The organism is Streptomyces sp. NPDC058001 (assembly GCF_042886315.1).
In the GTDB taxonomy this organism is placed as follows: domain Bacteria; phylum Actinomycetota; class Actinomycetes; order Streptomycetales; family Streptomycetaceae; genus Streptomyces.
This window is the reverse complement of record NZ_JBHVQT010000005.1, coordinates 81,225-107,620: the sequence shown is the minus strand read 5'-3', so window position 1 is coordinate 107,620 and position 26,396 is coordinate 81,225. Positions and strand designations below refer to the sequence as shown.

Here is a 26,396-nt window from a genome sequence, read left to right as displayed (position 1 = left end):
CTCCCGGCATGGTTCACAGAGGATTCACACGGTGACGCCGGTGTACGAGGCGCGGTTCGGCTGGGACCGCAAGACGATCGTGATCGTGATCACGTGTGCCGTCTTCGCGCTGTGTCTGCTCGTGGCGACCGCGCCGCTCGCACTGCGGAGCGCGGGCCTACTGCTGTCCGCCGGCGGCGGCCTGTTCATGTCGTACGCGGCGATGAGTGGCAAGGTCGCGTTCCGGGTCGACGAGACCGGTGTGCTCCTCGGTGGCAATCCGGCGCGCTACCAGGCGACCACGGCGCGGATTCCGTGGCGTGACATCGAAGCCGTCGTCTGCTGGCGGCAGCACACCGCGGCCTCGATCCCCCATGTGGGACTGGCACTTCGGGCGGACGCGGCGCCCGTACCGGGGGCCACCCGGAGCCGGATCGGCCGCGCGACAGTGCGTGCGCTGGTGCCGCATCTTCCCGCCGATGTCGTGGCGGTGTCACGGCCGGTGAGCGGCTGGCGTCTCGACCGGGACCGACTCGCCGCCGCCATGGCCGAGTTCGCTCCCGGGGTGCCGATGAAGGACGCGGGCTGAGGCGGGCGCGCCCCTGCGGTTACGCGGCCTCGGTCCCGGACCTGAGGGCCGCCGACCACTCGGTGACGAGCCGCTGGTACTCACGGCGCTGCTCGATGGTCAGACTGCCACCGGCGCGCGTCCACAGAGCCCGGATGTCCTCATTGACCTCGGTCGGGGTACGGGATTCGCCGGTTCCTGGAGTCGTGGACATGCTGTGAAGCATACGTCAGTAAATGTGAAGGCCGCGTGAGTTGCGCCTGTGTCACATGCCTCACCGACCGTGCGGAACAGGGACGTTCGCCATCACGTTCGCCATCACGTCCGTCAGGCGCCGCGCCCGTCCGCGTCCCCTTCGATCCGCCGCAGCCGTTCCGCGTCGCACACCCTCGGACACGTGCCGCACGCCTCCGCCGGGCGGATCGTGTAGTAGAGGCAGCACCCGAGGCGCGTACGAGTCGGGTGGATCTGTCCGTCGCGGGCCGCCAGGGCACGGAAGTCGGCGCCGCCCGGAAACGGGTGGACCGGACCCGGCAACAGCGCCCCGGCCTCCCGCACCCCGCGCGCTTCGTCGCCGAGCATCCGGCCGAGGTACCAGACACCGGAGACGAGATCGTCACCGACCATGCCCCACAGGGCGCGCGGTCCGCGCCGCAGCCGGGGGCCGATCGCGGCCAGCAGGGGCCGCACATGGTCGGCGACGGCGGCGCGGACCTCGGCCCGCAGCACGGCCCCGTCCGGCAGAACACGCACCCCCGGAAGCCCGGCCGCCGGATCGTCGGGCAGACAGGCGAACCCGCCGGGCACGATCTCGTACGCGTCCCTCGTACGGCTGACTCGCACGTCCTGGGGCCGAAGGCGCGGCACGCGTCGTTCAAGGAACCAGGGGCCGGTCACGAGGAGCGCGGCGGACCAGAGGTAGCCGTGCAGGGCCCGGGAGGCGACCACGTCGGGACGGGCCGTGTGCGCGTACCGGTCCCGGATGCGGGTCGACTCGGCGTCGAGGAAGCCGTCGAGGAGTTCCTGACGGTACGCCAGTTCCGCGCTGTCGGCCCAGCCCTGGCCCACGGTCGACGCGGGGTGCGCGACGGTGACGTCCAGGGCTGGGCAGAGCCCGACGAGCCGCCGGTAGGTGGCGGCCAGCAGGGTGGAACAGCTCACGGCTGGGGCGGCGGGGGCCGGCGCCGGGGCCAAGAACACGGGTACTCCTCGAACACGTACACGAGCACGAACATGAACTGCGAGCGTGGGGGCAGCACTGAGCACGGAGCAGACAGCTCCGCACGAAAGGGAAAGGCAAGGCTCACCTTACTGATGACGACCCCTCATACGTCGAATCGGGGGCGCGTCGCGCCGAATTGACACTCTTAGGCTTGCCTAACCTAAGCTCTCGCCTCGTGTTCCCGAACCTGCGGCTGTACCTGCTCGCCCTGAATCCGACCGACTCGGTCACCGAGGGATTCCTCCCCGCCGCGCACCGCCTCGGCCTCCCCGTCACCCTCCTCACCGACCGGCCCGACGACCACCGCGAGCGGTGTCCGGACGGCGTCGATCTGCTGGAGTGCGATGTACGTGACTTCCGGGCGGTCGTCCGGCTGATCTCGGCCCAGGCGGCGGCGCCCGGCGCGGTCTTCACCAACAGCGACCACCTCCAGACCCAGGCGGCGCTGGCCGCCGCGTACTTCGGGCTCCCGGCGAAAGACTGGCGGACCGCGCTACGGACGAAGGACAAGGCGCTGATGCGCCGTCATCTGTCCTCCGGACGCCCGGAGTCGGAGCGGGTCCGCTCGGCCGAGGTGCCCGCGGGCGCCGATCCCGCCACCGCACTCGGCACCGTCGCGGACCTCCCGTACCCGTGTGTGGTCAAACCGCGCGAGGGGGTGGCGAGCGAGGACGTGTTCCGGGTCGAGACACCCGGTGAGTTGGTGGCGCGGTGCACCGAGATCCAGGGTCGGCGACCGGGCGAGGCCCTGGTCGTGGAGGAGTTCCTGACGGGCGGGCTGCACACCCTGGAGACCCTGGGCGACGGCCGGGTCCTGCATGTGCTCGGCGGTTTCCGTACGGAGCTGTCGCCGCCGCCGTACTTCATCGAGGAGCGGCTCACCTTCGTACCGGCACACCCCGAGCCGGTCGTCGCACAGGTACTAGACCAACTCACCACGCTGGGCGTGGGGTTCGGCGCCTGTCACACCGAGTTCGTCATCGACACCGAGGGGCGCGCGCGGATCGTGGAGGTGAACTATCGGGCCATCGGCGACCAGTGCGACCTGCTGCTCGCCGAACTGCTCGGCATCCCCCTCTTCGAGCACATTCTCCGCGTCCACCTGGGCGAACCCCTGCCCACGGACCTGGGCCTACGTACCGGCGGCGCCGCGGTGCTCGACTACCCGTACGCACGGACCCCGGGTACCCTCACCCATGCGCCCGGACCGGTGGAACTCGCCCTGGACGACGTGACTTTGACGTACCGCCCGTTGCGCCGGACCGGGGAGCGGCACGCACTGCACCACACCAACCGTGACTTCCTCGGCGTCATCCGTGCGACCGGCCGCGATCAGGTGTCCGTGGACCGGGCTGTCGCGGACTTCCGTGCCGGCCAGAGGTGGGAGATCGTCCCATGACCGGCACCAGGGAGCCGGGGGACGCGACAGCCGATGCCGACGGCCTCCTGCGCAATGTCCTGGGCGCGCTGCTCCGCGAGGACGTCGCCGGTCTCCGTACGCGCGCCAAGCCCGTGGAAGCACCCGACGGGACCTGGCTGAGGGTGCCCGCGCGGCACGGTGACGCCTTGCTGCTCCCGGTCGAACAGGACGGATTCCAGGGCGAGTTCAGGGCACGGATGCCGCTGTTACGGCGAGCCTCCGACGGGACGGATCTGACCACCGTGGACTCCGTCCTGGCCGCGCTGAGCGATCAGGCCGATCCGGCGGACCGGGCCGGGTTCGCCGCCTTCGGCGAGGAGTGCCGCCAGGCCGCCGCCACCCTGCGGCTGCACCGCGCGACGCAGGACACGGTGACGGCCCGCCTGGCGGAGCGTTACGGCGACGATCCGGCCGACTGGACCGGGCCCGACGCCTCACTCGCCTTCGACACCCTCGCCGCGCGCCTCGACCACCCGGTCCATCCGACCGGGCGGGCACGCACGGGCATCACCGAGCGGCAACTCCGCGCGTACGCACCGGAGTTCCATCCCCGGTTCCGGCTGCGCTGGCTCGCCCTGCCCCGCGAGTCCCTGACCGGACGGGGGCCCGTACCGGACGCATGGCCGAGCCCGTCCGCGCTCGGGCTGCCGGCCCCGCTCGACGGCACCCATGTCACCCTGCCCGTCCATCCGCTCACCGTCGGCCCACGCCTGCGGGACCTCCTGCGCCACCAGGGCCTCGATGGGCGGGCGGTCCTCGCCGAACGGGCGTACGCGGAGGTCGTCCCCACCCTGTCGATGCGGACCGTGGCGCTCGTCGGCACGCCGGGAACACACCTCAAACTGCCGCTCATGACCTCGACGTTGGGCCGTCTGAACCTGCGGACCGTCAAACCGGGAACCCTGTACGACGGCGCCGCCTGCCAGCGGCTCCTCACCGCCGTACTCGCCCGCGAGGAGCGTTTCCGGGACACGGTCCTGCTCGCCGACGAGACGTCCTTCGCCCACGCGGACCATGAACTCCTGTCCGTACTGCGGCGCCGCTACCCGCGCGGGCTCGACGGCACCGTCACCGTCCCGATGGCGGCGCTCCTGAGCCCTGCGCCGGACGAACGCCCCGGCCAACGCGAAGGACCCGGGCGACAGGAACGCTCCGCCCGGAGCGGGCGCCTCGTCATCGACCGGCTCGCCGACCGCTTCTACCGCGGCGACCCGCTCGCCCTCCTCGACGCCGTGCTCACCCTGCTCTTCGACTGGCAGACCACCCTCTTCGGCTACGGGATCGCCCTGGAGTCGCACCAGCAGAACATCTCCCTCGTCCTGGACGACCGTCCCGGACGGCCGCCCCTGCGGCTGCTGTTCAAGGACAACGACGGCCCCCGGATCAACACGGCCCGACTCGGGGACCGGCTCGGTCCCGAGCCGCCAGGGCTCGCCGACTTCGACGACGCGCGGATCCTGTGCGCCGACGACGGCCCTGTGGCGGATCTGTTCACCACGATCACCGTCCATCTCTGCGCGGGCGCCTACGCGTTCGGCCTCGCCCGGCGCGGCCATGCCCCGCTCGACCGGCTGCTCGCGCTGATACGTGACCGGCTCGGCGCGGCCGTCGAGCGGCTGGGAACGCGCCCGGGGCAGCCCGGCGCCGTCCTGCGGACACGCGTCCTCGACGCCGAACGGCTGCCCGTCAAGGCGATGGTGACCGCGGGCACCCTGCTCACCAAGGAGCGCTCGGGCGCGTCGGACATCAACAAGCACTACACCACCGGTCCCAACTATCTTCTGCGAGGTGCGTGACCCGCCGATGGCCAGCACACTCTCCGGTTCGCCGTACGCCCCGGCGCCGCTCTCGGCCCTGCCCACCGCCGACATCGCGGTGACCCACACTCTCCTCAACTGTCTGCTGCGCGAGGTGTCCGCACCCGAACGGCAGACCGCCGTCGTCGGAGACCGTCTGCTGCTGCGGCTGCCGCGCCGTGGCGTGCTGCTGCGCGTGGCCCTGCGCCGCGGCTCCCTCCTCGGCTCCCCCCGCTTCACCGGACCCGTCACCGAACAGCGCGTGGACGGCGACGGCGACGACTGGACCGAGATCGACTGGTCCCGTCTCGCCGCCCATGTGCGGGACGAGTTGTCCTTGCGCACGGGCGTCGACAACGACGAATTCCTCGACCAGGTCGCGGCAAGCCATCGCGGGGCCGCGGCGGCGCTCGCGCTGACCGGACCCGACAGCGGGCCGGTGGCCGGAGGGGGTCCACGTCGGGGTCCGGACGACCGTCTCGCCGCCTACCTCACGTCCGAGCAGTCCCTCGTCCTCGGTCACCGTTTCCATCCGACCCCCAAGGCACACAGCGGTGACCCGGTCCGCTGGGCGGCGTACGCGCCGGAGGCCGGGGCGTCGTTCCCGCTGCGGATGCTCGCCGTCCGCGAGGAACTCGTCGCCCAGGAGTGCGCCGATCCCGACGCCGCCGAACCACTCGACCGACTGCATCCCGTACCCGACGGCTACCGTCTGCTGCCCGCCCACCCCTGGCAGTACGAACTCCTGGGCGCGCACCCGGGGTTGAGGGCCGCCCTGGACCGGCGGGACGTCCTCGACCTGGGCCCCGGGCGCACACCCGTCACGCCGACCGCGTCCGTACGCACGGTCCACACGGGCACCCTCCGCACGGGCACGGTCCGCACGGGCACCGCCCTCACAAGTGACGCCTTCCTCAAGTTCAGCCTCAATGTGCGGATCACCAACTGCCTCCGCAAGAACGCCTCGTACGAACTGTCCGGCGCCGTCGCGCTCACCCGGCTGCTCGCCCCGGCCTTCGCGGAGCTGGCGGTCCGGTTCCCCGGTACGGCGGTCCTGCGGGAGCCCGCCTACCGCAGCCTCGCCGTCGCCGGGCCCGACGAACGTCCCGACCCCGCCCTCCTGGAGGGCTTCGGCGTGATCGTCCGCGACGGACTCGCCCGGCACCTACGGCCCGGCACCACCCCGCTGCTGGCCGCCGCCGTCGCCGACGAGTACGCGACAGGACCGGCCCATGTGTCCCGACTCCTCGCCGGCGCCGGACCCGAGGACGCCCTGCGCTGGTGGACGCGGTATCTGCGGCTGCTGGTGCCGCCGGTGCTCGCGGCCTACTTCGACCACGGCATCGTCCTCGAACCGCATCTCCAGAACGTCCTGCTCTGCGTGGACGACGACGGGCGGCCCGCGCAGGTCCTCTTCCGCGATCTCGAAGGCACCAAGCTGCTGCCCGGACCGCACACCGAAGCCCTTCGCTCCCTGCCGCCCGAGGTGGCGGGCCCGCTGACGTACGACGCCCGGCGCGGCTGGGACCGGGTCGTGTACTGCCTCGTGGTGAACCACGCGGCGGAACTGCTCGCCGCGCTCGCCGATCTGCATCCTTCCCTCGAACGCGCCCTGTGGGAGCGGCTGCGCGGCACGCTCCAGGAGTACGCGCACGAGCACGGCTGTCCGCCCCGGCTGAGGACCCTTCTCGCGGGGGTACCGCTGCCCGCGAAGGCCAATCTGCTGGCCCGCTGGGAGCGTTCGGCGGACCGGGACGCCGAGTACGTACGGCTGCCGTCACCCCTCGCGGACAGCGACGCGGACAGCGGGACCTCCGCCGACGCCGAGTGGAGCACCCGATGACCGATCTGTCCCCCGTGCCGGTCACCGCACTGGTGCGTGAGCGCGCGCTCTCCCTCGCGCCGGAGGAACTGCCCGCCTATCTGTACGACCTCGACGCCCTGCGAGCACACGTGCTGTCGGTGCGTTCAGCGCTGCCCCCGGGCGTCGAGATGTACTACGCGGCCAAGGCGAATCCGGAGCCGGCGGTCCTCACCACCCTCGCCCCCTTCGTGGACGGTTTCGAGGTGGCGTCCGGCGGTGAACTCGCCCATGTCGCCGAGACGGTGACGGATCGTCAGCTGGCGTTCGGCGGGCCAGGGAAGACACCGGCCGAGCTGACGGCGGCGCTGGAGCGGGGGGTGCGCCGGTTCCATGTGGAGAGCGCGTACGAACTGCGGATGCTCGGCCATCTCGCCCGCCACGTCCGTCGCCCTTCGGGGGACGCGACGGCGCCCGTCGGCGTGCTGCTCCGGTTCAATCTGCCGGTGGCCGGGCGGGCCCTGGACGGCGGGTCCCTGACCATGGGCGGGCGGCCGACCCCGTTCGGCCTCGACCCGTCCCAGGCGGACGAGGTCGTAGGTCTCCTCACCGACAAGACCTTCCCGCAATTGGAGTGGCACGGTGTCCACGCCCATCTGGTGAGCGGACTCGACGCCCCGGAGCTGCTGGACGTCGCCGCGTCCGTGGTGGGCTGGGCGGCCGGTCTCGGGGCGCGACACGGCACCGAGGTCCGCGAGGTGAACATCGGAGGCGGTATGACCGTCGACTACGCCCGCCCCGGCCGACGGTTCGACTGGGTGGCGTACGGCGCCGGGCTTGCCGAACTCACCTCCCGCTACCCGGGGTTGACCCTCCGCATCGAGCCGGGTCGCGCCCTCACCGCGTACTGCGGCTGGTACGCGACCGAGGTGCTGGACGTGAAGCGCAGTCACGGCGAGGACTTCGCGGTCGTCCGGGGCGGGACGCACCATCTGCGGACCCCGGCGACGAAGGGCCACGACCAGCCGTGCGCGGTACTCCCGGTTGAGTCCTGGCCGCATCCGTGGCCACGGCCCCCGGCGGCAGGGGAACGGGTCACGCTGGCCGGGCAGTTGTGCACACCGAAGGACGTGCTGGCCCGGGAGGTACCGGCGGCGGGGCTGCGCGCCGGGGACAGGGTGCTGTTCGCGCTGGCGGGGGCGTACGCGTGGAACATCTCCCACCACGACTTCCTGATGCATCCCCGGCCGGGCTTCCACTTCCTGGGCACACACGCGGCCGACCGGTTCACTTGACGGAGGCCAAGTGGGCGTCCTGGCCGCCTACCGCACACATTGTCCTGAACTTCCCTGTCGCAGCACCACTCACGCGTTCCACTACAGCGAATGCGCATGCCGCGTGCGGGTCGACCCGTCCGACCAACTTTGATGCGACCGCGATCGGTAGCAAGGGCAGCGGCATCAACATGCGTAGTGGCTCCAGCACGGCGTGCGCGATCAATGGCACGATCTCCGCTACGCATCAAATCGACTACTAGCTTCTGCGGCTTTTGAGTAGGTGGCGAAGACGCCGTTCGAGTCGCCGGCTCGAAGATCAGTCCGCGCTCCGGTGAGTGGTGTGCGGCTCCGGGTGGGTCTGGACGACCGTGATGCCGCGTGACCGCAGCGCTTCGACGATGCGGGGGTCCGCCGCGTCGTCGGTCACCAGCGTCCAGTCCTGCCGGAGCGGGGTCCAGGTGTGGAACGGCCGGCGGCCCAGCTTCGCCGCGTGCGCGAGGACATAGACCCGATCGGCGCGGCGGGCCATGAGTTCCTTGAGGCGCGTCTGCCTCAAGTCGGCCTCACAGATGCCGTGTTCGGGCGAGACCCCGTCCGTGCCCAGGAAGAGCCGGTCGAACGTCAGTCGCTCCAGGGCGGCCTCGGTGAGCGGTCCGACGAACCCCTGGCTGAGCGGGCGCAGTGTGCCGCCGAGGCATTCGACGTGCACCGACTCGACGTCGGACAGTTCCTGAAGGGCCGTCAGCCCCGTGGTCACCACGGTCACGTCCTCCGCCGTGCGCAGCTCATGGGCGAGCGCGCCGACGGTGGAACCCGCGTCCAGCAGAAGGGTCTCCCCCGGCCTGACCTCCGCCGCCGCCCAGCGCGCTATGGCCTGCTTGGCCTCGAACGCCTCGCCGGTGCGCTGCCGGAGCGACGCCTCGGGATGCGCGGCCAGCGCCATGGCTCCCCCGTAGGTACGGGCGAGTTGCCCGTCGGTGGTGAGCTTCGCGAGGTCACGGCGGATGGTGGACGCGGTGACACCGAGCAGTTGGGAAAGCTCCTCCACACTGGCGAGACCGGTCGTCGTGGCAAGGTGGACGATACGATCGCGCCGGGCCTTGGATCCCATCGCAGACATCAGCGTTCTGTCCTCAGTCCTCTGTGGTCCTCTGTTCCCAATGCGGACGGAACAGGTGTCAGTGGGCCGGAGTGGTGGACATCTCGGCGGCCTGGCGCAGAGCCTCGACCATGCTACCGGCCTCGGCCCTGCCGGTACCCGCGATGTCGAAGGCGGTGCCGTGGTCGACGGAGGTGCGGATCACCGGCAGTCCCACGGTCAGGTTGACGCCGGCTTCGATGCCCATGACCTTGACGGGGCCGTGGCCCTGATCGTGGTACATGGCGACGATCAGGTCGTAGTCACCGCGTGCGGCGAGGAAGAAGGCGGTGTCGGCGGGAAGCGGGCCGACCGCGTCGATCCCGTCGGCGCGCAGCACCTCGATGGCCGGGACGATCTTCTCCTCCTCCTCGCCGTAGCCGAAGAGGCCGTTCTCACCGGCGTGCGGGTTGATGCCGCACACCCCGATGACCGGGTCGGTGACTCCGGCCCGCACCATCGCCTCGTGCCCGCGCCGCACGGTGCGCTCGACCAGTCCTGGTTCGATGCGGCGCACGGCGTCGATCAGACCGATGTGGGTGGTGACGTGAATGACCTTCACCTTCGGTGTGGACAGCATCATCGACACCTCCTCGACACCCGTGAGGTGGGCCAGGAGTTCGGTGTGGCCGGGGAAGAGGTGTCCGCCCGCGTGCAGCGCCTCCTTGTTGAGCGGGGCGGTGCAGATGCCCTGCACCGCCCCGCGTACGGCGAGTTCGGCGGCGACCCGCACATACTGGTACGCCGCGTCGCCCGCGACGGCGGACAACTGTCCCCAGGGCAGATCCGCGGGGAGCAGTCCGAGGTCGACGACGTTGATACGACCGGGGGTGAACTCGGCCTCCTCGGGGGTCTCGACGGTCACGATCTCGCAGTCGGCACCGACGATGCGGGCCGCCTGCCGGAGGCGTTCCGCGTCACCGATGACGACGGGGCGGCAGCGACCGGCGGTGTCGGCGTGGAGCAGCGCCGGGACGATCACCTCGGGGCCGATGCCGGCACCGTCGCCCATGGTGACCGCGATGATCGGAAGCGGCTGGTCGGCCGTTCCGGTCTGCTGCGTGGGGGCGGTCGTCGGGGCTGCGTTCACTGGACTTCTCCTTGCGGTACGGATGCTTCGGGCGGTGGGGAGTCAGGCGCGACGAACGCCACTCCCGGTGCGGAGGGGTCGGTGGCCGATGGGAGGGCGGCGGGCCGGGCCGGGGAGGTGCGGAGCCGGCCGGGTCGCAAGGCGCGGGCGATCCGCAGCAGTGATCCGCTGTCGCCGTAGCTTCCGGGGCGGGTGACGACGGAGCGGCCGTCGGGGGTGTGGCCGTGCACGGCTCCGTGGTGGATCTGTCCGACGAGGCGGAGTTGGCCGATGCCGAGGGCGTCCAGCACGCGCCGCGCGGTCTCGCCGCCGGTGAGGACGAGATCCGCGGGCCGGTCCACGGCGGCGACGGCCCGAGCCAGTCCCGCGACCACCTGGCGGGCCGAACCGGGCCGGATCCCGCGGCTGTTGTCGACACTGACGACCGTGACGCCGTGCGGATCGACCCGGAACGGCAGCGGCGGGCCGGGCCGCGCGAGCAGATCGGCGGACAGGGCGGTGTGCTGTGCTCCGGCGGCGGTGAGTTGCGCGATCTGCGCAGCGGCGCTGGGTTCGGCGGTCCCGACGACGACCAGCAGCGGACGGTCCACCGTGCGGGCGGCCGTCGGTGTCGGGGCGTCAGCGGTGCCGGCTGCCGGGCCGAGTATCCGGCCGAGCGCCGTGGCGAGGCCGCCGGTTCCCATGAGCCGTACACCGGGCCCGAGGTGGAGCGTGGCGGCGATGACGGCGTCGAGGTCGGCGTCCGTCTCGGCGTCGCAGACCGGGCACACCCCCGCCGCGACGAGGTCGTGCAGGAGGCCGGCGAGTTCCGGGCGGGAGCCGCGCACCGCGGCGAGCGGCACGATCCGCGTCGGCAGGTCGCCGAGCGCCGCGCGCACCGAACGCGGGGCGGGAGCGGACTCGGCGCGCCAGGCGTCCGTGGCGTGCAGCGGGGTGCCGCGCAGGTGGACGACACCGTCGCGGACGGTGCGGCCGGCCGCCGGTAGCGCGGGGGCGATCACGACGCCCCGCGCGCCACGGGCGTAGGCGGCGGCCTCGGACGCCAGGTTGCCGCGCAGCAGCGAGTCGGTCTTCTTGATCAGTACGGTGGGCGCGGCGACGTCCCGTACCGCGTCGCGGACGAGGCGTGCGGCGTCGTCGGCCGCACGCTGCCGGGTGTCGAGGTCGAGGACCAGCGCCTCGCCGTCGGCGGGCGGCGGGACGGCCGCCGGTCCCAGCACGATCCGGCCGGGGAGGCGTAGCGCCGCCGCTGTCTCGGCCGCGCCGGACAGGTCGTCCGCGAGGGCGAGAACGCGGCGCGGTGCGCGTACACCAGGGCTGGCGAGTACCACGCATACCTCCTCCGGACGGCCCGGTCGGGCCGCTTCGGTGCCCGATGATGACACAGGTTGCGCGAAGTGCGCGAGACCTCTTGCGCGAAACACGCAACCATGCCACCTTGTGCGGCGCGACACCTGTTGGTGCGGGAAGGCCGCGGTCCAGGACAGAAGGGACCACTTTCCGGCCCGCCCGGCACCGGCAGCACGAGCCGGTCGCCTCCCAGAACCCGAGAAGGTCGACGATGACCCCTACTCCTCCGAGCGATCCCCTCGACGCTCCCCGGCGCGGGCCCTTCAGCCGCCGCACACTGCTGCGCTGGGGCGCCGTCGGCGGCGCGGGCGTCGCTCTCGGCCCGCTGGCCGCCTGCGCGGGTCCCACCGGGGCTCCCGGCCCCGGCACCCTCACGCTCGGCCTGAACCGCTCCCTGGTGAGCCTCGACAACAAGCTCAACCAGTTCGACGCGGCCGTGACCGTCCAGCGCGCGGTACGCCAGGCGCTCACCCGGATCGGCCCCGGCATGAAGCCGCGGCTCGTCCTCGCCGACCGGTTCGACATGGCCGAGCCCACCGCCTGGTCCGTGCGGCTGCGTGAGGGCGTGTGCTACTCCGACGGGTCCCCGGTCACCGTCGAGGACGTCGCCACGGCCCTGAAGATGTACGGCAAGGTCAACGGTTCGTTCCTGCTCGGTCTGTTCCCCGAACTGCCCTCCGTCGAGAAGACCGGCGCCCGTACCTTCCTGCTGCACACGCACCAGCCCGTACCGGTGCTCGACCGGCTGATGGCCAACATCCACATCACGCCCGCCGCCGCCAACCGGCCCGAGGAGCTGCAGAGCGGTCTCGGCTCCGGCCCGTACCGCGTGCTCAAGGCGAACTCGGGCGCCGGTGAGTACACCCTCGGCCGCAATCCGAAGTACTGGGGACCGCGCGCCCGCGTCGAGACGGTACGCGTCCGGTTCGTACCGGAGGAGTCCAGCCGCGTCGTCGCCCTACGCAGCGGCGAGATCGATGTCGTTGACACGCTGACCCCGGATTCGGCGGAGCAGCTCACCGGGCTCCCGGGCGTCCAGGTCGAGGAGACCTCCGGTGTCCGTATGTGTCAGCTCTTCTACAACTTCCGCAAGCCCCAGGGCAGTCCGCTGGCCGACCCCCGGGTCCGGCAGGCCCTGACGTACGCGATCGACGGCAAGGCCCTCGTGAACGACGTGCTCAACGGATCGGCCGAGGCGGCCCGCGGTGTGGTGCCGCTCGCCCTCGAAGGCGCGGTGCCCACCGGCTCGTACACGTACGACCCCGGCCGGGCCCGCGCGCTGCTGACGTCCCTGGGAGCCACCAACCTCCGGATGAGGATCATCTGGGAGTCCGGCGAGTTCGCCGCCGACACCTCGGTCATGGAGGCCGTGGTGGACATGCTGAAGAACGTCGGGGTGCGTGCCTCGCTCCAGCAGTTCCAGCCGGGCGGCGACATCCTCACCTGGCGCCAGGGCAAGGCCGGCGACTGGGACGTCATCGGCAACGGCTACGGCAGCCCCACCGGCCAGGCACTCACCGTGCTCCAGGGCATGTACGGCGGGACGGCGGCGAAGGAACGTACACGCGACGCCTTCATGGGGTATGTCGTCCCGCACGTCGAACGGCAACTCACCGCCGCCGCCACCCAGGTGGACGACGCCGAGCGCACCCGGCAACTGGCCGAAGTGCAGAAGGCCATCTGGGACACCTGGCCCAGCCTGTGGGCCTTCGCCCCCAAGACGCTCCTCGCGCGCAGGGCCCGGGTCCAGGACCTTTCGCTGCTGACCATCAACTCCTATGACCTGTCCGCCGTACGGTTGGAGGGCTGAGCCGTGCCGAAGTATCTCGCTCGCCGGCTCGGCCAGAGCCTGCTCACCGTCTTCCTCACATTGACGACCGTCTTCCTGCTGGTACGTCTCGCCCCCGGAGACCCCGCATCCGCGTACGCCGCTCCCAACGCGACGTCCGCCGATCTCGCCCATATCCGCGCCCAGTTCGGGCTGGACCAGCCGCTGTTCACGCAGTACGGCATCTTCCTGCGCGATCTGTTCAGCGGGAACCTCGGGACCAGCTACTCCTTCCACGCCCCGGCGCTCGACGTGGTCCTGGAACGGATGCCGTACACCATCACGCTCGCCGTCTCCGCGATCACGGTGACCGCCGTGGTCGCCGTGCCGCTCGGCGTGTGGATGGCGCGCCGCGCCGACACCAAGCGCGAGCTGGGCGCCAACGTCCTCACCATCGCCGGGCAGTCCATGCCGGACTTCTGGACCGGGGTGATGCTGCTGACCGTCTTCGCCGTGCTGCTGCCGGTGCTGCCCGCCTCCGGCTTCACCTCCTGGAGCGGTCTGGTGCTGCCGACCGTCACCGTGGCGGTCCTCCAACTGGCGCTGATCTCCCGGCTGGTACGGCGCGAGATGAGCACCGCTCTCGCATCCCCCTACATCACCGTCGCCCGCTCACGCGGCTTCTCCGAGCGCGCCCTCACCTGGCGGTACGCCCTGGCCAACTCGGGGGTTCCGCTGCTCACCGCCATCGGTACGCGCTTCGCGGCGCTGCTCAACGGCGTCGTCGTGGTCGAGGTCGTCTTCGGCTGGCCCGGCGTCGGCTCGCTCGTGGTCCGTGCGCTGGAGACCCGCGACTATCCGCTCATCCAGGCCACCGTGCTGGTCACCGCCACCCTCGCGATCCTCGTCCAACTCCTCGTCGACCTCGCCTACCCGCTGCTCGACCCGCGGGTGCGCCTCGGAAAGGCGGCCTGACACATGACCACCGCCCTGCGTCCCGCCGACTCCCCCGGCGGCCCTTCCTCCGGTGGCTCCGCCACGGACGGCCGCCCCAGCGCCGTCACCGCGCGCGACCTCGCGCGGGCCACCGCCACCCGGCAACAGCGCGGCGCCCGATTCAAGCTGTGGGTGGGCACGCTCTGCACCGCGCTTGTGGTGCTGCCCGTCGCGCTGGCGGGTCTGCTGCCGCTGCCCGGCGCCGACGCGCAGGATCTGTCCCGGCGCCGACTGCCGCCGCTCAGTGAGGGTCATCTGTTCGGCACCGACCAGCTCGGCCGCGATCTGCTCTCCCGCATCCTGCACGGCGGTCAGGTGTCCCTGTCGGTCGGCATCCTCGCCGTCCTCGTGTCGGGTCTGATCGGTATCGCGGCTGGCTCCGCGGCCGGGTTCTTCGGCGGCTGGGTCGACACGGTCGTCTCCCGGCTCCTGGAGGCCCAGCTCGCGCTCCCGCTGCTGATGATGCTGCTGCTCGTGGTCGCCCTGTTCGGTCCCTCGGTCACCGTCATCACCTGTGTGATCGCGGTCGCCCAGTGGCCCGAGGTCGCGCGGCTCACCCGCTCGCTCGTTCTCGTGGAGCGCGAGAAACCGTATGTCGCCGCGGCCCGGGTACTCGGGCTGCGCGGCTGGTCGGTGCTCGTCCGGCACATCGTCCCCAACGTGATCCGCCAGGCGAGCCTCGTCGTCCTGCTGCTGCTCGCCCAGGCCGTCCTCCTGGAGAGCGCGCTCAGCTTCCTCGGCGCCGGCCCGCAGCGGCCGTTCGCGACCTGGGGCCGGATCATCTCCGACGGCCAGGACTACATCACCACCTCGTGGTGGCTGGTCACCCTGCCCGGCCTGGTCATCGCCCTGCTCGTGGTCGGCGTCAACCTGATCGGCGACGGCCTGCGCGACCGTACCCGCACGGCGAAGGCACCGCGCGGAACGTGGGTACCCCGCGGTATGCGCGCCGCACACGCCAAGAAGGGAGTCTGAGCCATGACGGATGTTCCGCTCCTGGACGTGGAGAACCTCCAGATCGAACTCATCACCGCGCGCGGGATCGTACGCGCCGTGGACGGCGTGAGCTTCACCGTGGGTGAGGGCGAGACCGTGACGCTGATCGGCGAATCGGGCTCCGGCAAGTCCACCACCGCCATGGGCGTCCTGCGGCTGCTCCCCGACGGGCTCGCGGTGCTCTCCGGCACCATACGCGTCTCGGGCCGGGACGTGATCGCCGATCCGGCCGCGGCCCGTGCGGTGCGCGGACGGACCGTGTCACTGATCCCGCAGGATCCGATGACGGCGCTCAGCCCGGTCCACACCATCGGCCGTCAGCTCGGCGACGCGCTGCGGTTGCGGCATCCGCGGATGTCCCGCTCCGAGATCCGGGAGAGGGGCACCGACTTGCTCGCGCAGGTCCGTATCCCCCAGCCGGAGACGCGCTGGAAGACCTATCCGCACCAGTTCTCGGGTGGCATGTTGCAGCGCGTACTCATCGCCGTGGCCCTCGCCGGGGAGCCCCGGCTCCTGATCGCCGACGAGCCGACCTCCGCGCTGGACGCGACCGTGCAGGCCGGAGTCCTCGATCTGCTGATGGAGCTACAGGAACAGGAGTCGATCGGGATGCTGATGATCACGCATGATCTGGGGGTGGCCCGGATCGTCTCCGACCGCATCCATGTCATGAAGGAGGGCAGATTCGTGGAGTCGGGACCCGCCCAGCAGATCGTGGACCGGCCGGCCCATCCGTACACCCGCGACCTGCTCGCCGCCGTGCCCGGACTCGGTGCCTGGGACGAGGACGCGCCGGCCGGAACCGCCGTAGCGGAGGTGTCCCGGTGAACACGCCCCTGACCGGTACGGGGGCCGTCCCCCACGCCGACGAGCACGCCCCGGACGCGGGCCGGTCTTTCCTCCGCGTCGAGGACCTTGTCGTCGAGTACCCCACCGCGCGGGGTCCGTTCCGTGCCGTCGACCGGGTGGGTTTCGAGCTGCCGCGCGGCGGGTCGCTCGCCGTCGTCGGCGAGTCCGGGTGCGGCAAGTCCACGCTCGCCCGTGCCCTGGTCCGGCTGCTGAAGCCGACATCGGGCCGGATCGTGCTGGACGGCACGGACATCGCCCCGCTGTCCGAGCGGCGTTTGCGACCACTGCGGCGGCGGGTGCAGATGGTCTTCCAGGACCCGTACGGCTCCCTCGACCCGCATCTGACCGCCGAACAGATCGTGGCGGAGCCACTGCGCCTGTCCGGTGTGACGGACAAGGCGGAACGCGCGCGCCGCGCCGCCGAACTCATCGACCGGGTCGGGCTGCCGACCACCGCGCTGCACCGCAGGCCGCCGGAGTTCTCCGGCGGTCAGCGCCAGCGCATCGGCATCGCCCGCGCGCTCGCCTCCCGGCCGGAGCTGCTGGTGTGCGACGAGGCGACCTCCGCCCTCGATGTCTCGGTCCAGGCCCAGGTGCTGGAGCTGCTGCGGGAACTCCAGGCCGAGACGGGCATCGCCTATCTCTTCATCGCCCACAACCTCGGGGTGGTCCGTGAGATCAGCACCGAGGTCGTGGTGATGCACGCGGGCCGGATCGTCGAGACCGGTCCGACCAGGTCCGTCCTCGCCGCCCCGGCCCAGCCGTACACGCGGGCGCTGCGCCGCGCCGCGCTCGACCCTCTGGCGATCCGGGGGCTCAAACCCCGGCATCTGCTCAACGCCACGGCCGCCGCGCCGGCGCCCCGGCCGTCCGGCACCGCCGTCAGCACGTCCGCCACGCCCTCGGACACGCCCGTCACCCCCTCGGGCGCCAACGCACCGGAAGGCAATCTCCCGTGACCACCGGCATCGACCTGCCCCACGTCCCCGTCCCGCTGTCCCGTCTGGTCCTGGGCACCATGACCTTCGGTGACACCGTCGACCGGGCGGGCGCCGCCGCCATGCTCGACACCGCGCTCGACGCGGGCATCACCGGCGTCGACACCGCCAACGGCTACGCGGGTGGGGAGAGCGAACGCATCCTCGCCGGGCTGCTGCCCGGCCGCCGTGACCGGATCGTCCTCGCCACGAAGGCCGGGATCCCGCACCCCGACCAGGGCGAGCACGCGCCGCTGTCCGCCGCCGGGATGCGGGCCGCGCTGGAGGGCAGCCTCCGGCGCCTCGGCACTGATCACGTCGACCTCTTCTATCTGCACCAGCCGGACCGTGCCACCCCGCTCGCCGAAACGCTGTCCGCCGTCGCCGAGTTCAGGGCCGAGGGCAAGATCCGCGCCCTCGGCGTCTCCAACTTCGCGGCCTGGCAGATCGCCGAACTCGTCCGTACGGCGGGCGAGGTGGGCGCACCGTCCCCGGTCGTCGCGCAGCAGCTCCACAATCTGCTCGCGCGCAGACTGGAGGAGGAGTACGTCGAGTACGCGGCCGTGACCGGGTTGCGCACCATGGTCTACAACCCGCTCGGCGGCGGACTCCTGACAGGACGTCACCAGTTCGGACAGACCCCGGACTCCGGTCGGTTCGGCGACTCCAAGCTCGCCGCGATGTACCGCGAGCGCTACTGGGACGAGCGGCTGTTCGACGCGATCGGACAGTTGTCGCGGATCGCCGACGAGGCCGGTCTTCCGCTCACCGAGCTGGCGCTGCGCTGGCTGCTTGACCGGCCCTCCACCGACGCGCTGCTGCTCGGTGGTTCCCGCACCGAGCACCTGCGGGCCAATGTCACCGCCGCCCAGGCCGGACCGCTGTCCGCCGATGTCACGGCCGCCTGTGACGAGGTCGGCGCCGCGCTGCGCGGTCCGATGCCCGCGTACAACCGCTGACCGGACTACCCGACGGCCATCCGCCGCACCCCCCACCCGGCCCCTCTCAACCCCCTCAACCCCCTCAAGGAGTTGTCCTCATGACCCGCGACACGCCCGGTACGCCTGCCGCCTTCGCCGCCGCCCTGCGCGCCCGCGAACAGCTCATCGGCTACTGGTCCGTCCTCGACTCCCCGGTCTCCACCGAACGCATCGCGCGCCTCGGCTACGACTACGTGGTGCTGGACGCCCAGCACGGTCTGATCGAGTACGCGGGTCTGCTCGCCTCCCTCACCGCCATCGACACCAAGGGCAGCACCGCCGTCGGCCTGGTCCGTACCGAGGCCAACGATCCCGCGCCCATCGGCCGCGCGCTGGACGCGGGGGCCTCCGGGGTGATCGTCCCGCTGATCGACACCGCCCAGGACGCGGCCGACGCGGTGGCCGCCGTACGCTACCCACCGCTCGGCCGCCGCTCCTACGGCCCGATGCGTTCGGCGCTGCGGATCGGGCCCGACCCGGCCGACGCGCATGAGCAGACGGTCGTCCTCGCGATGATCGAGACAGCGGACGGTCTGGCGAACGTCGAGGAGATCTGCGCCACGGACGGCCTCGACGGCGTCTACATCGGCCCGTCCGATCTGCGGATCGCCCTGGGCGGGGCCACGTCCACCGACCCCTCGGTCAACGAGGTGTTCGAGGCCGCGCTCGTCCGGGTGCGCGAGGCCGCGGTCGCCGCCGGGATCGCCGCGGGCATCCACAACGCCGACGGTGCCTCCGCCGCCCGGCGTCTGGCCCAGGGTTTCACGTTCGCCACCGTCGCCAGTGACCTGACCCACCTGGAGCAGGTCGTCCGCTCCCATCTCGCCGCCGCGCGTGCCACGGGGGACGCCCGGTGAGCACGCCCCCTGCCGGGACGCCCACGGCCGTTTCGTCCACTACGCCGGCCGACGCCGACGGTGTCCTGCGCCCGCATCCGACGGAACCGGGGCGTGCGGAGGCCCAGTTGGCCGCACCCGCCGCGCAGAGCCATGCCGCGAATCTGACGGTGCTGCCCGGCGGGGACCTGGCCTGCGTTTGGTTCGGGGGTACGCAGGAAGGCGTCGCGGACATCTCCGTCTGGTTCGCACGGCTCGTCGAGGGCGCCGACGCATGGTCGACGCCGGTCCGGCTCTCCGACGACACCACCCGGTCCGAGCAGAACCCGGTGCTGTTCCCCACGCCCGCGGGCGAGTTGTGGCTGCTGCACACCGCCCAGCGGGCGGGACATCAGGACACCGCCGAGGTACGGCAGCGGGTCAGTCGGGACAACGGGGTGACCTGGGGCCCGTCCCGGGTCCTCTTCCCCGCCACGGCCGAGGGCGGTGTCTTCGTGCGCCAGCCGGTGACCGTACTGCCGTCGGGGCGCTGGCTGCTGCCCGTGTTCCGCTGTGTGACCGTGCCGGGCGAACGCTGGTCGGGCGGCCAGGACACCAGTTCGGTGCTGGTCAGTGACGACGCCGGAGCGACCTGGCGCGAGCGGCCGGTGCCCGGTTCCACCGGTCTGGTGCACATGAACGTCCACGCGCTGCCGGACGGTTCGCTGGTGGCGCTGTTCCGCAGCCGCCGGGCGGACCATGTCCACCGGTGCACCTCGCGGGACGACGGGGAGACCTGGACGGCGCCGGAACCCCTGGGCGTCCCCAACAACAACTCCTCGGTCCAGTTCGTGCCGCTGGCCGACGGGCGACTCGCTCTGGTGCACAACGCCAGCAGCGCCGCCGACGCCGTCGAGCGCCGGGTGTCGTTGTACGACGAGATCGACGACGACGGGGTGAACGACGGTGCGCCGGGCGACCGCGCACCGGGCGAGGCGGCGCGGAGGGAAGCAGCGCCGGGCGAGGCGGCCACGGCGTTCTGGGGCGCCCCTCGCGCCCCGCTCACCCTCTCCGTGTCGTCGGACGGCGGCAGCACCTGGCCGGTGCGCCACGATCTGGAGACGGGCGACGGCTACTGCCTGACGAACAACTCACGGCACGGCCTGAACCGCGAACTGTCCTACCCGTCCATCGCCCAGGCGTCCGACGGAACCCTCCATGTCGCCTACACCCGTCACCGGCGCACCATCGCGTATGTGCGCCTCAGCCCCGCCTGGATGGCCTGGGCCCTCCCTCCGGGCGCCCGGTGCCGTACGCCTCCAACTGGTCCACCAACTCGCGAGGATGGCTGAGCGGGGCCAGATGGCCGCCGGGTACCTCGTCCGGGGTGATCCCGAGCCGTTCGCGCGCGACGCGCCGCTGGAAGTCGGCCGGGAAGAACCGGTCGTCACGTCCGGTGATCACCCGGGTCGGTACGTCGGGCCAGGCGTCGAGGGTGAACGGGGTGCCGAACGCGGCGTCGGACTCGTCCCGGTTGTTCTTCAACAGAGCGTCGATCTCGGACTGGGGCAGGTCGTGCAGGAAGTACGTCGCGAGGTCGAACCCGGCGTCCGGGTCCCGGCCCTCGCGTACGTCGCTCGCGCGCAGCGCGGCGGCCTGGCCCGTGGCGTCCCACCACTCCCCCGGTGTCTCGCCCGGCCGCGGAATCATCCCGTTGACCAGGACGAGCAGCGACGCGGGCAGCCGGGCGCACACCAGCGGCGCCGTGAACCCGCCCAGCGACTGGCCGACGACGACGAGTCCGCCCGGGTCGCCGTCGACCGCCTTGCCGTCCGCTTCGACCGCTTCGACCACGAGGTCGGTGTACTGCGGCAGTCCGGCGGCGGGGTCGTCGCCCGGCAGGTCCACGGCGATCGTGTGCCGGCCGCGGCGGCGCAGCTCGTCCTCGACCAGATGCCAGAACGCGGCGACGCCGCCCGCTCCGGGAATCAGCACGTAGGTGCTCATGACGCTCCTGCTCCCCTGTAGGTACTCCGGGTCGACACCCGGAGTAGGGCCATGATGCCCCGGTCCGTCTCGCCGGGTGGGCGGCGCCGGGACGACCTACGATGGCGGCGACGCCTGGGGAAGGTTCCTCGTATGACGAAGCTCGGACTCCCGGACACCATTCGCGCCTGCCTGTTCGACCTCGACGGAGTCATCACCAAGACGGCCGTCGTGCACGAGGCGGCCTGGAAGGAAACGTTCGACGCGTTCCTGCGGCAGCGTGACGGCGCCGACTTCCGGCCCTTCGACGCGACGGACTACGACCAGTACGTGGACGGTCGGCCACGCGCCGACGGTGTGCGGACGTTCCTCGCCTCGCGCGGGATCGAGCTGCCCGAGGGCGGGCCCGACGACCCGCCGGACGCCCCACCGGGCGAGATCACCGTCCAGGGGCTCGGCAACCGCAAGAACGCCCTGGTGCTCGCGAAGATCCGGGAGGGTGGTGTCGAGGCGTACGACGGCACGCTGCGGTACATCGACGCGGTCCGCGCCGCCGGTCTGCGGACGGCGGTCGTGTCGTCCAGCGCCAACTGCCTCGACGTGCTGCGCGCGGTCCACGCGGAGGACCTGTTCGACGTGCGGGTGGACGGCGTAGTCGCCGTGGAGCGCGGGCTGCCGGGCAAGCCGCAGCCGGACACGTTCCTCGCGGCGGCGCAGGACCTCGGGGTCCAGGCGTCGCGGGCGGCGGTCTTCGAGGACGCGCTCGCCGGGATGGACGCGGGCCGTTCGGGCCACTTCGGGTATGTCGTCGGCGTGGACCGTGTCGGCCAGGCGGAGGGGCTGCGCGCGCACGGCGCGGATGTCGTCGTCAAGGATCTCGCCGAGCTGGAGAACGGGGCATGATCACCCATTCGTCGTACGCGGTCGAGCCGTGGACGCTGCGCGAGACCGGGCTCAAACTGGACGTGCTGCCGCAGAGCGAGTCCATCTTCGCGCTGTCGAACGGGCACGTCGGATGGCGCGGAAACCTCGACGAGGGAGAACCGCACGGACTGCCCGGCTCCTATCTCAACGGGGTCCACGAGCTGCATCCGCTGCCGTACGCCGAGGCGGGATACGGCTATCCGGAGTCCGGGCAGACCGTCATCAACATCACCAACGGCAAGATCATCCGGCTGCTCGTGGACGACGAGCCGTTCGATCTGCGGTACGGGCGGCTGCGTTCGCACGAGCGGGTACTCGATCTGCGCGGCGGCCTCCTGGAGCGGACCTGTGAGTGGACGTCACCCGCCGGCTGCACGGTCCGGGTGCGCTCCACACGGCTGGTGTCCTTCACGCAGCGCGCCATCGCCGCCATCGCCTACGAGGTGGAGGCCGTCGACGGCGAGGTACGTGTCGTCATCCAGTCGGAGCTGGTCGCCAACGAGCAACTGCCCACCAGGGTGGGCGACCCCCGGGCGGCGGTGGCCCTGGAGTCGCCGCTGGACGGCGAGGAGCACTTCGCGGTGGGCAAGCGGCTGAAGCTGGTGCACCGCACCCGCCAGAGCGAACTGCGGGTCGCGGCGGCGGCCGACCATGTCGTCACGGGCCCCGACGGCACCCGCACGGACAGCGAGTCCGTGGACGACACCGCCCGGCTCACCGTCACCTCCGTGCTCTCCCCCGGGCAGACGCTGCGCCTGGAGAAGCTGGTGTCGTACGGCTGGTCCGCCACCCGTTCCCTGCCGGCCGTGAGCGACCAGGTGGACGCGGCGCTCGCGGCGGCGTCGGCCGTCGGCTGGCAGGGCGTCGTCGATGAACAGCGGGCCTATCTGGACGACTTCTGGGCGCGCTCGGACGTCGAGGTCGACGGTGACGAGGAGATCCAGCAGGCCGTCCGCGTCGCACTGTTCCATGTGCTCCAGGCCGGTGCGCGGGCGGAGCAGCGGGCGATTCCGGCGAAGGGACTGACGGGCTCCGGGTACGACGGGCACGCGTTCTGGGACACCGAGAGCTTCGTGCTGCCGCTCCTGACGTACACCGCGCCGGACGCCGTCGCGGAGGCGCTGCGGTGGCGGCAGAACACGCTGCCCGCCGCGCGGGACCGGGCGACCCAACTCGGCCTCCAGGGCGCGGCGTTCCCCTGGCGCACCATCGACGGCTCGGAAGGCTCGGCGTACTGGCCGGCCGGTACCGCCGCGTTCCATGTGAACGCCGACATCGCGGACGCCGTGCTGCGGTACGTGGCCGCGACGCAGGACGAGGACTTCGAGCGGGACACCGGGGTCGAACTCCTGGTGGAGACCGCCCGGTTGTGGCGGTCGCTGGGGCATCACGACCATCACGGCAAGTTCCACATCGACGGGGTCACGGGCCCGGACGAGTACAGCGCGATCGCCAACGACAACACGTACACCAACCTGATGGCACGGACGAATCTGCTGGCCGCCGCGGACATGGTGGAGCGGCATCCGCACCGCGCCGCGGAACTCGGCGTCGACGACGAGGAGAGCGCGAACTGGCGCGACGCCGCCGACGCCATGCACATCCCCTACAACCACGAACTCGGCGTGCACGAACAGGCGTCGGGGTTCACCCGCTACCAGGTGTGGGACTTCGCCGGGACACGGGCCGACCAGTACCCGCTGCTGCTGCACTTCCCGTACTTCGACCTCTACCGCAAGCAGGTCATCAAGCAGGCGGACCTCGTCCTCGCGATGTACAAGTGCAGCGAGTACTTCGACGAGGAGCACAAGGCCCGTAACTTCGACTACTACGAGCCGCTGACCGTCCGCGACTCGTCCCTGTCGGCGTGCTGCCAGGCCGTCATCGCCGTGGAGGCGGGCCATCTGCACCTCGCCTACGACTACTTGGCCGAAGCGGCGCTGATGGATCTGGAGGACCTGGAGAAGAACACCAAGGACGGGCTGCACATCGCGTCACTGGCCGGGACCTGGATGGCGCTGGTCGCCGGGTTCGGCGGGATGCGGCACATCGGGGACACACTGGAGTTCACCCCGCGGCTGCCGGAGAAGTTCAGCCGGCTCGCATTCACGATGGAACTCCTGGGGCGGCGGCTGCGAGTGGAGATCACGGCGGCCACGGCGACGTACACACTGCTCGCGGGGTCACCCCTGAAGATCCGCCACTTCCGGCAGCCGCTCACCCTGACGCTGGAGGCGCCGCTGAGCCGGGAGATTCCGGCCGCCACGGTACGGCCGGCGCCGGAGCAGCCCGCGCACCGGGAGCCGAACCACCGGCCCTGAGGGGTAATCGTGTGGACGGTGGGCGGCGCGAGTCCCTAGGGTGATCCCGTGTCCAGCCCCGAGGCGTCCAAACTCTAGCCACCGGTTCCCGTCCGGTGGCTGCTCGCGTGGAGCCCCGAGCCGTAGTGCTCCGGGTGTGTGCTCCTGTGCCCTGAGCCTCTCTTCCCGTCCTTCGGGCCTTACCCCCTTCTTCGGGTTCTTGGGGCTTTCCCGTGCTCCGGGGCGTTGCCGCGAGCCGCCGCTGCCTTTGTCGATCCTCGATGCGGTTGCGGAGTTCTGCTGTGCCTTTGGCTCTCTATCTGCTCGGACTGGCGGTATTCGCCCAGGGAACGTCCGAGTTCATGCTGTCCGGCCTCCTGGTGGATATCGCGCGTGACCTTCACGTGTCCGTCCCGGTGGCGTCCTCACTGACCTCGGCGTTCGCCGTGGGCATGGTCGTCGGCGCCCCCGTGATGGCGGTGCTGAGCATGCGCTGGTCCCGACGGAACGCTCTGCTGTTCTTTCTGATCCTGTTCCTCCTCGTCCATGTGGTGGGCGCCCTGACGTCCACGTTCTGGGTTCTGCTGGCCACCCGTGTCGTCGCTGCGCTGGCCAACGCCGGTTTCCTCGCGGTCGCCCTGGTGACCGCAGTCGGTCTCGTCGGCCCCGAGGCCAAGGGGCGCGCCACATCGGTCCTGCTCGGCGGGGTGACGCTCGCCTGTGTCGCGGGCGTGCCCGGCGGTGCGGTGCTCGGTCAGCACTGGGGCTGGCGGTCGGCGTTCTGGGCGGTGGTCGTGGTGTCGGTACCGGCGGTCTTCGCCATCCTGCGGTCGGTTCCTGGCGGGTCCGGCGACACCGAGGACGCTCCCGGCACTGCGCGTGAGGGGTCGGGCAGGCGCGGCGGCGGTCGTGTACGGGCCGAGTTCCGTGCGCTGCGACGGCCCCGGCCGCTGGTGATCCTGGCGCTCGGCGCCCTCGTGAACGGCGCGACCTTCTGCACCTTCACCTATCTGGCGCCGCTGGCCACGGACGTGTCCGGCATCGGCGCCGGCTGGGTGCCGGGAGTGCTGGCGCTGTTCGGCCTCGGGTCGTTCCTGGGCGTCACCGTCGCCGGCCGCATCGCCGACACCCGTCCGCTGCCGGTGCTGGTGATCGGTGGAGTGGCGCTGTGCGCCGGTTGGGTCGTGTGTGCGCTGACGGCGGGCGACGCGACGGTGACCCTGGTCCTGGTCCTGGTGCAGGGCGCGCTCTCCTTCGGCGTCGGATCGACGCTGATCGCGCAGGCGCTGTACGCGGGTGCGGGCGCGCCGACGCTCGCCGGTGCCGGTGCGACGGCCGCGTTCAATGTGGGGGCGGCGATCGGGCCCTGGCTCGGCGGCGTCGCCATCGGCACCGGATCCGGCTACCGGTCGGCGGTGTGGGTGAGTGCGGCTCTGGTGGCACTCGCCCTGGTCACGGGCGGTGCGGCCCTGTCGGCGGGGCGGCGCGTGGCACGCCGTCGCGAACGCTCCGGGCTCCGGGCGACAAGTACGGGGTGAGGCCGCTGCGCATGTGGCCGTGACAGGGAGGTCCGGTGGAGACGGACGACGAACCACTCGCCCGATCGGTACGGGGCGACGTCCGACAGAAGACCGGCTCGCGCTGACGCATGCCGGGCACGGGGGGCCGGCCGCTGGGCCGGTCCCCCTCGGCGCTTCCGGAGAGGCGCACGGTCAGCTGCGCCCGCTGTCAGAACCGGCCGGTGACCTTGTCCGGCGTGACGCGGACGATGACGCGGTCGCCGTCGTTCTTCGACGCCGGGTTGAAGGTGGCGTAGTCCTGGCCGGTGTACTTGTGCGACAGCGTGTTCACGAGTTCCTTGGTGGTGTCCGGTGTGACGGTGGCGGTGCCCCGGACCTCGGCGTAGGTGTACGGGTTGTCGGCGGGGCTGATCAGGACGGTGACCCGGGGGTCGCGGGCGACGTTCTTGCCCTGCTGCCGGTCCACGGTCGTGGAGAACAGCAGATCGTCGCCGTCGCGGATCATCCAGACCACCGTCAAGTGCGGTCGCCCGTCGGGGAGTACGGTCGCCACGGTCACGAATGCCCGTGAGTCGTCGAGGTACTTCTTCAGGTCGTCGGAGAGACCAGCTGCCACGGTCGCGATCCTTACGTAGGAGAAGGAC

23 protein-coding genes are annotated in these 26,396 nt (G+C 71.7%); 16 read left to right on the top strand and 7 right to left on the bottom strand.

What is annotated here, in order from left to right; genetic code table 11:
- The first annotated feature begins 31 nt into the window (after positions 1-31).
- Positions 32-568, top strand: coding sequence for a hypothetical protein (locus ACFVT5_RS13220; protein WP_389885551.1), 537 nt, complete (start codon positions 32-34; stop codon positions 566-568).
- Between the two features lie 19 nt (positions 569-587).
- Here ACFVT5_RS13220 and ACFVT5_RS13215 read toward each other — a convergent pair whose 3' ends face one another.
- Both ACFVT5_RS13215 and ACFVT5_RS13210 read right to left on the bottom strand, forming a co-directional pair.
- Complete coding sequence (locus ACFVT5_RS13215) at positions 588-773, bottom strand: hypothetical protein (protein ID WP_389885548.1); 186 nt, start codon at positions 771-773, stop codon at positions 588-590.
- Positions 774-874: 101 nt separating this feature from the next.
- A complete protein-coding gene (locus tag ACFVT5_RS13210) occupies positions 875-1,747 on the bottom strand; it encodes a (2Fe-2S)-binding protein (RefSeq protein WP_389885545.1) in 873 nt (290 codons plus the stop codon).
- Between the two features lie 209 nt (positions 1,748-1,956).
- Here ACFVT5_RS13210 and ACFVT5_RS13205 point away from each other — a divergent pair, with 209 nt between their 5' ends.
- Genes ACFVT5_RS13205 through ACFVT5_RS13190 form a run of 4 tightly spaced genes read left to right on the top strand, consistent with a single transcriptional unit; the run spans position 1,957 to position 8,081 of the window.
- Positions 1,957-3,168, top strand: a complete 1,212-nt coding sequence (locus ACFVT5_RS13205) for an acetyl-CoA carboxylase biotin carboxylase subunit family protein (RefSeq protein ID WP_389886639.1) — start codon at positions 1,957-1,959, stop codon at positions 3,166-3,168.
- A complete protein-coding gene (locus ACFVT5_RS13200) occupies positions 3,165-4,985 on the top strand; it encodes an IucA/IucC family protein (RefSeq protein ID WP_389885542.1) in 1,821 nt (606 codons plus the stop codon). The genes ACFVT5_RS13205 and ACFVT5_RS13200 overlap by 4 nt, the downstream gene beginning before the upstream one ends.
- 7 nt (positions 4,986-4,992) lie before the next feature.
- On the top strand, positions 4,993-6,828 hold the full coding sequence (locus tag ACFVT5_RS13195; protein WP_389885539.1) for an IucA/IucC family protein: 1,836 nt from the start codon (positions 4,993-4,995) through the stop codon (positions 6,826-6,828).
- Positions 6,825-8,081, top strand: coding sequence for a type III PLP-dependent enzyme (locus ACFVT5_RS13190; protein ID WP_389885536.1), 1,257 nt, complete (start codon positions 6,825-6,827; stop codon positions 8,079-8,081). Before ACFVT5_RS13195 ends, ACFVT5_RS13190 begins: the two co-directional genes overlap by 4 nt.
- A gap of 298 nt (positions 8,082-8,379) precedes the next feature.
- Here ACFVT5_RS13190 and ACFVT5_RS13185 read toward each other — a convergent pair whose 3' ends face one another.
- From ACFVT5_RS13185 to ACFVT5_RS13175, 3 genes are read right to left on the bottom strand one after another with little or no spacing between them, the layout of a single operon-like run.
- The gene (locus tag ACFVT5_RS13185) at positions 8,380-9,183 is read right to left on the bottom strand and encodes a DeoR/GlpR family DNA-binding transcription regulator (RefSeq protein WP_389885533.1); all 804 of its coding nucleotides are present in this window, start codon (positions 9,181-9,183) and stop codon (positions 8,380-8,382) included.
- Between the two features lie 58 nt (positions 9,184-9,241).
- Positions 9,242-10,291: a 4-hydroxythreonine-4-phosphate dehydrogenase PdxA gene (pdxA, locus tag ACFVT5_RS13180; protein WP_389885530.1), complete on the bottom strand. Its 1,050-nt coding sequence runs from the start codon at positions 10,289-10,291 to the stop codon at positions 9,242-9,244.
- A complete protein-coding gene (locus ACFVT5_RS13175) occupies positions 10,288-11,622 on the bottom strand; it encodes a four-carbon acid sugar kinase family protein (RefSeq protein ID WP_389885527.1) in 1,335 nt (444 codons plus the stop codon). The genes pdxA and ACFVT5_RS13175 overlap by 4 nt, the downstream gene beginning before the upstream one ends.
- Positions 11,623-11,852: 230 nt before the next feature.
- Between ACFVT5_RS13175 and ACFVT5_RS13170 the strand changes: the two genes are divergently transcribed.
- The 8 genes from ACFVT5_RS13170 (at position 11,853) to ACFVT5_RS13135 (ending at position 20,374) form a co-directional block, all read left to right on the top strand.
- Positions 11,853-13,451 carry an ABC transporter substrate-binding protein gene (locus tag ACFVT5_RS13170; protein ID WP_389885524.1) on the top strand — a complete coding sequence of 533 codons (1,599 nt, stop codon included), beginning with the start codon at positions 11,853-11,855 and terminating at the stop codon, positions 13,449-13,451.
- A 3-nt stretch (positions 13,452-13,454) separates the two neighbouring features.
- Positions 13,455-14,384 (top strand): ABC transporter permease, encoded by a 930-nt coding sequence (locus ACFVT5_RS13165; RefSeq protein WP_389885521.1) that lies wholly within the window; start codon positions 13,455-13,457, stop codon positions 14,382-14,384.
- A gap of 3 nt (positions 14,385-14,387) precedes the next feature.
- Complete coding sequence (locus ACFVT5_RS13160; protein WP_389885518.1) at positions 14,388-15,380, top strand: ABC transporter permease; 993 nt, start codon at positions 14,388-14,390, stop codon at positions 15,378-15,380.
- A 3-nt stretch (positions 15,381-15,383) separates the two neighbouring features.
- On the top strand, positions 15,384-16,229 hold the full coding sequence (locus ACFVT5_RS13155; RefSeq protein WP_389885515.1) for an ABC transporter ATP-binding protein: 846 nt from the start codon (positions 15,384-15,386) through the stop codon (positions 16,227-16,229).
- The gene (locus ACFVT5_RS13150) at positions 16,226-17,209 is read left to right on the top strand and encodes an ATP-binding cassette domain-containing protein (RefSeq protein ID WP_389885512.1); all 984 of its coding nucleotides are present in this window, start codon (positions 16,226-16,228) and stop codon (positions 17,207-17,209) included. Before ACFVT5_RS13155 ends, ACFVT5_RS13150 begins: the two co-directional genes overlap by 4 nt.
- Entirely contained in the window at positions 17,206-18,186 is a 981-nt protein-coding gene (locus tag ACFVT5_RS13145; protein WP_389885510.1) for an aldo/keto reductase, read from the top strand. Before ACFVT5_RS13150 ends, ACFVT5_RS13145 begins: the two co-directional genes overlap by 4 nt.
- A gap of 80 nt (positions 18,187-18,266) precedes the next feature.
- Positions 18,267-19,064 (top strand): HpcH/HpaI aldolase/citrate lyase family protein, encoded by a 798-nt coding sequence (locus tag ACFVT5_RS13140; protein ID WP_389885507.1) that lies wholly within the window; start codon positions 18,267-18,269, stop codon positions 19,062-19,064.
- On the top strand, positions 19,061-20,374 hold the full coding sequence (locus ACFVT5_RS13135; RefSeq protein WP_389885504.1) for an exo-alpha-sialidase: 1,314 nt from the start codon (positions 19,061-19,063) through the stop codon (positions 20,372-20,374). The genes ACFVT5_RS13140 and ACFVT5_RS13135 overlap by 4 nt, the downstream gene beginning before the upstream one ends.
- Here the strand turns inward: ACFVT5_RS13135 and ACFVT5_RS13130 are convergent.
- Positions 20,286-21,029: an alpha/beta fold hydrolase gene (locus ACFVT5_RS13130; RefSeq protein WP_389885502.1), complete on the bottom strand. Its 744-nt coding sequence runs from the start codon at positions 21,027-21,029 to the stop codon at positions 20,286-20,288. The two genes, ACFVT5_RS13135 and ACFVT5_RS13130, sit on opposite strands and share 89 nt — an antisense overlap.
- A 132-nt stretch (positions 21,030-21,161) precedes the next feature.
- Here ACFVT5_RS13130 and ACFVT5_RS13125 point away from each other — a divergent pair, with 132 nt between their 5' ends.
- From ACFVT5_RS13125 to ACFVT5_RS13115, 3 genes are all read left to right on the top strand, one after another.
- The gene (locus ACFVT5_RS13125; protein ID WP_389885499.1) at positions 21,162-21,911 is read left to right on the top strand and encodes an HAD family hydrolase; all 750 of its coding nucleotides are present in this window, start codon (positions 21,162-21,164) and stop codon (positions 21,909-21,911) included.
- The gene (locus ACFVT5_RS13120) at positions 21,908-24,253 is read left to right on the top strand and encodes a glycoside hydrolase family 65 protein (protein WP_389885496.1); all 2,346 of its coding nucleotides are present in this window, start codon (positions 21,908-21,910) and stop codon (positions 24,251-24,253) included. Before ACFVT5_RS13125 ends, ACFVT5_RS13120 begins: the two co-directional genes overlap by 4 nt.
- A gap of 281 nt (positions 24,254-24,534) precedes the next feature.
- On the top strand, positions 24,535-25,770 hold the full coding sequence (locus ACFVT5_RS13115) for a Cmx/CmrA family chloramphenicol efflux MFS transporter (protein WP_389885493.1): 1,236 nt from the start codon (positions 24,535-24,537) through the stop codon (positions 25,768-25,770).
- A gap of 190 nt (positions 25,771-25,960) precedes the next feature.
- On the opposite strand, the gene ACFVT5_RS13110 is transcribed toward ACFVT5_RS13115, so the two are convergent.
- Entirely contained in the window at positions 25,961-26,368 is a 408-nt protein-coding gene (locus tag ACFVT5_RS13110) for a PPOX class F420-dependent oxidoreductase (protein WP_389885490.1), read from the bottom strand.
- Between the last annotated feature and the right edge of the window lie 28 nt (positions 26,369-26,396).

Excerpts from the sequence above, each read along its gene's own strand:
- ACFVT5_RS13120 (WP_389885496.1), top strand. The coding sequence starts at position 21,908 with ATGATCACCCATTCGTCGTACGCGGTCGAGCCGTGGACGCTGCGCGAG.
- ACFVT5_RS13185 (WP_389885533.1), bottom strand. The coding sequence starts at position 9,183 with ATGTCTGCGATGGGATCCAAGGCCCGGCGCGATCGTATCGTCCACCTT.
- ACFVT5_RS13160 (WP_389885518.1), top strand. The coding sequence starts at position 14,388 with ATGACCACCGCCCTGCGTCCCGCCGACTCCCCCGGCGGCCCTTCCTCC.
- ACFVT5_RS13190 (WP_389885536.1), top strand. The coding sequence starts at position 6,825 with ATGACCGATCTGTCCCCCGTGCCGGTCACCGCACTGGTGCGTGAGCGC.
- ACFVT5_RS13195 (WP_389885539.1), top strand. The coding sequence starts at position 4,993 with ATGGCCAGCACACTCTCCGGTTCGCCGTACGCCCCGGCGCCGCTCTCG.
- ACFVT5_RS13170 (WP_389885524.1), top strand. The coding sequence starts at position 11,853 with ATGACCCCTACTCCTCCGAGCGATCCCCTCGACGCTCCCCGGCGCGGG.
- ACFVT5_RS13130 (WP_389885502.1), bottom strand. The coding sequence starts at position 21,029 with ATGAGCACCTACGTGCTGATTCCCGGAGCGGGCGGCGTCGCCGCGTTC.
- ACFVT5_RS13200 (WP_389885542.1), top strand. The coding sequence starts at position 3,165 with ATGACCGGCACCAGGGAGCCGGGGGACGCGACAGCCGATGCCGACGGC.
- ACFVT5_RS13140 (WP_389885507.1), top strand. The coding sequence starts at position 18,267 with ATGACCCGCGACACGCCCGGTACGCCTGCCGCCTTCGCCGCCGCCCTG.
- ACFVT5_RS13125 (WP_389885499.1), top strand. The coding sequence starts at position 21,162 with ATGACGAAGCTCGGACTCCCGGACACCATTCGCGCCTGCCTGTTCGAC.
- ACFVT5_RS13215 (WP_389885548.1), bottom strand. The coding sequence starts at position 773 with ATGCTTCACAGCATGTCCACGACTCCAGGAACCGGCGAATCCCGTACC.
- ACFVT5_RS13155 (WP_389885515.1), top strand. The coding sequence starts at position 15,384 with ATGACGGATGTTCCGCTCCTGGACGTGGAGAACCTCCAGATCGAACTC.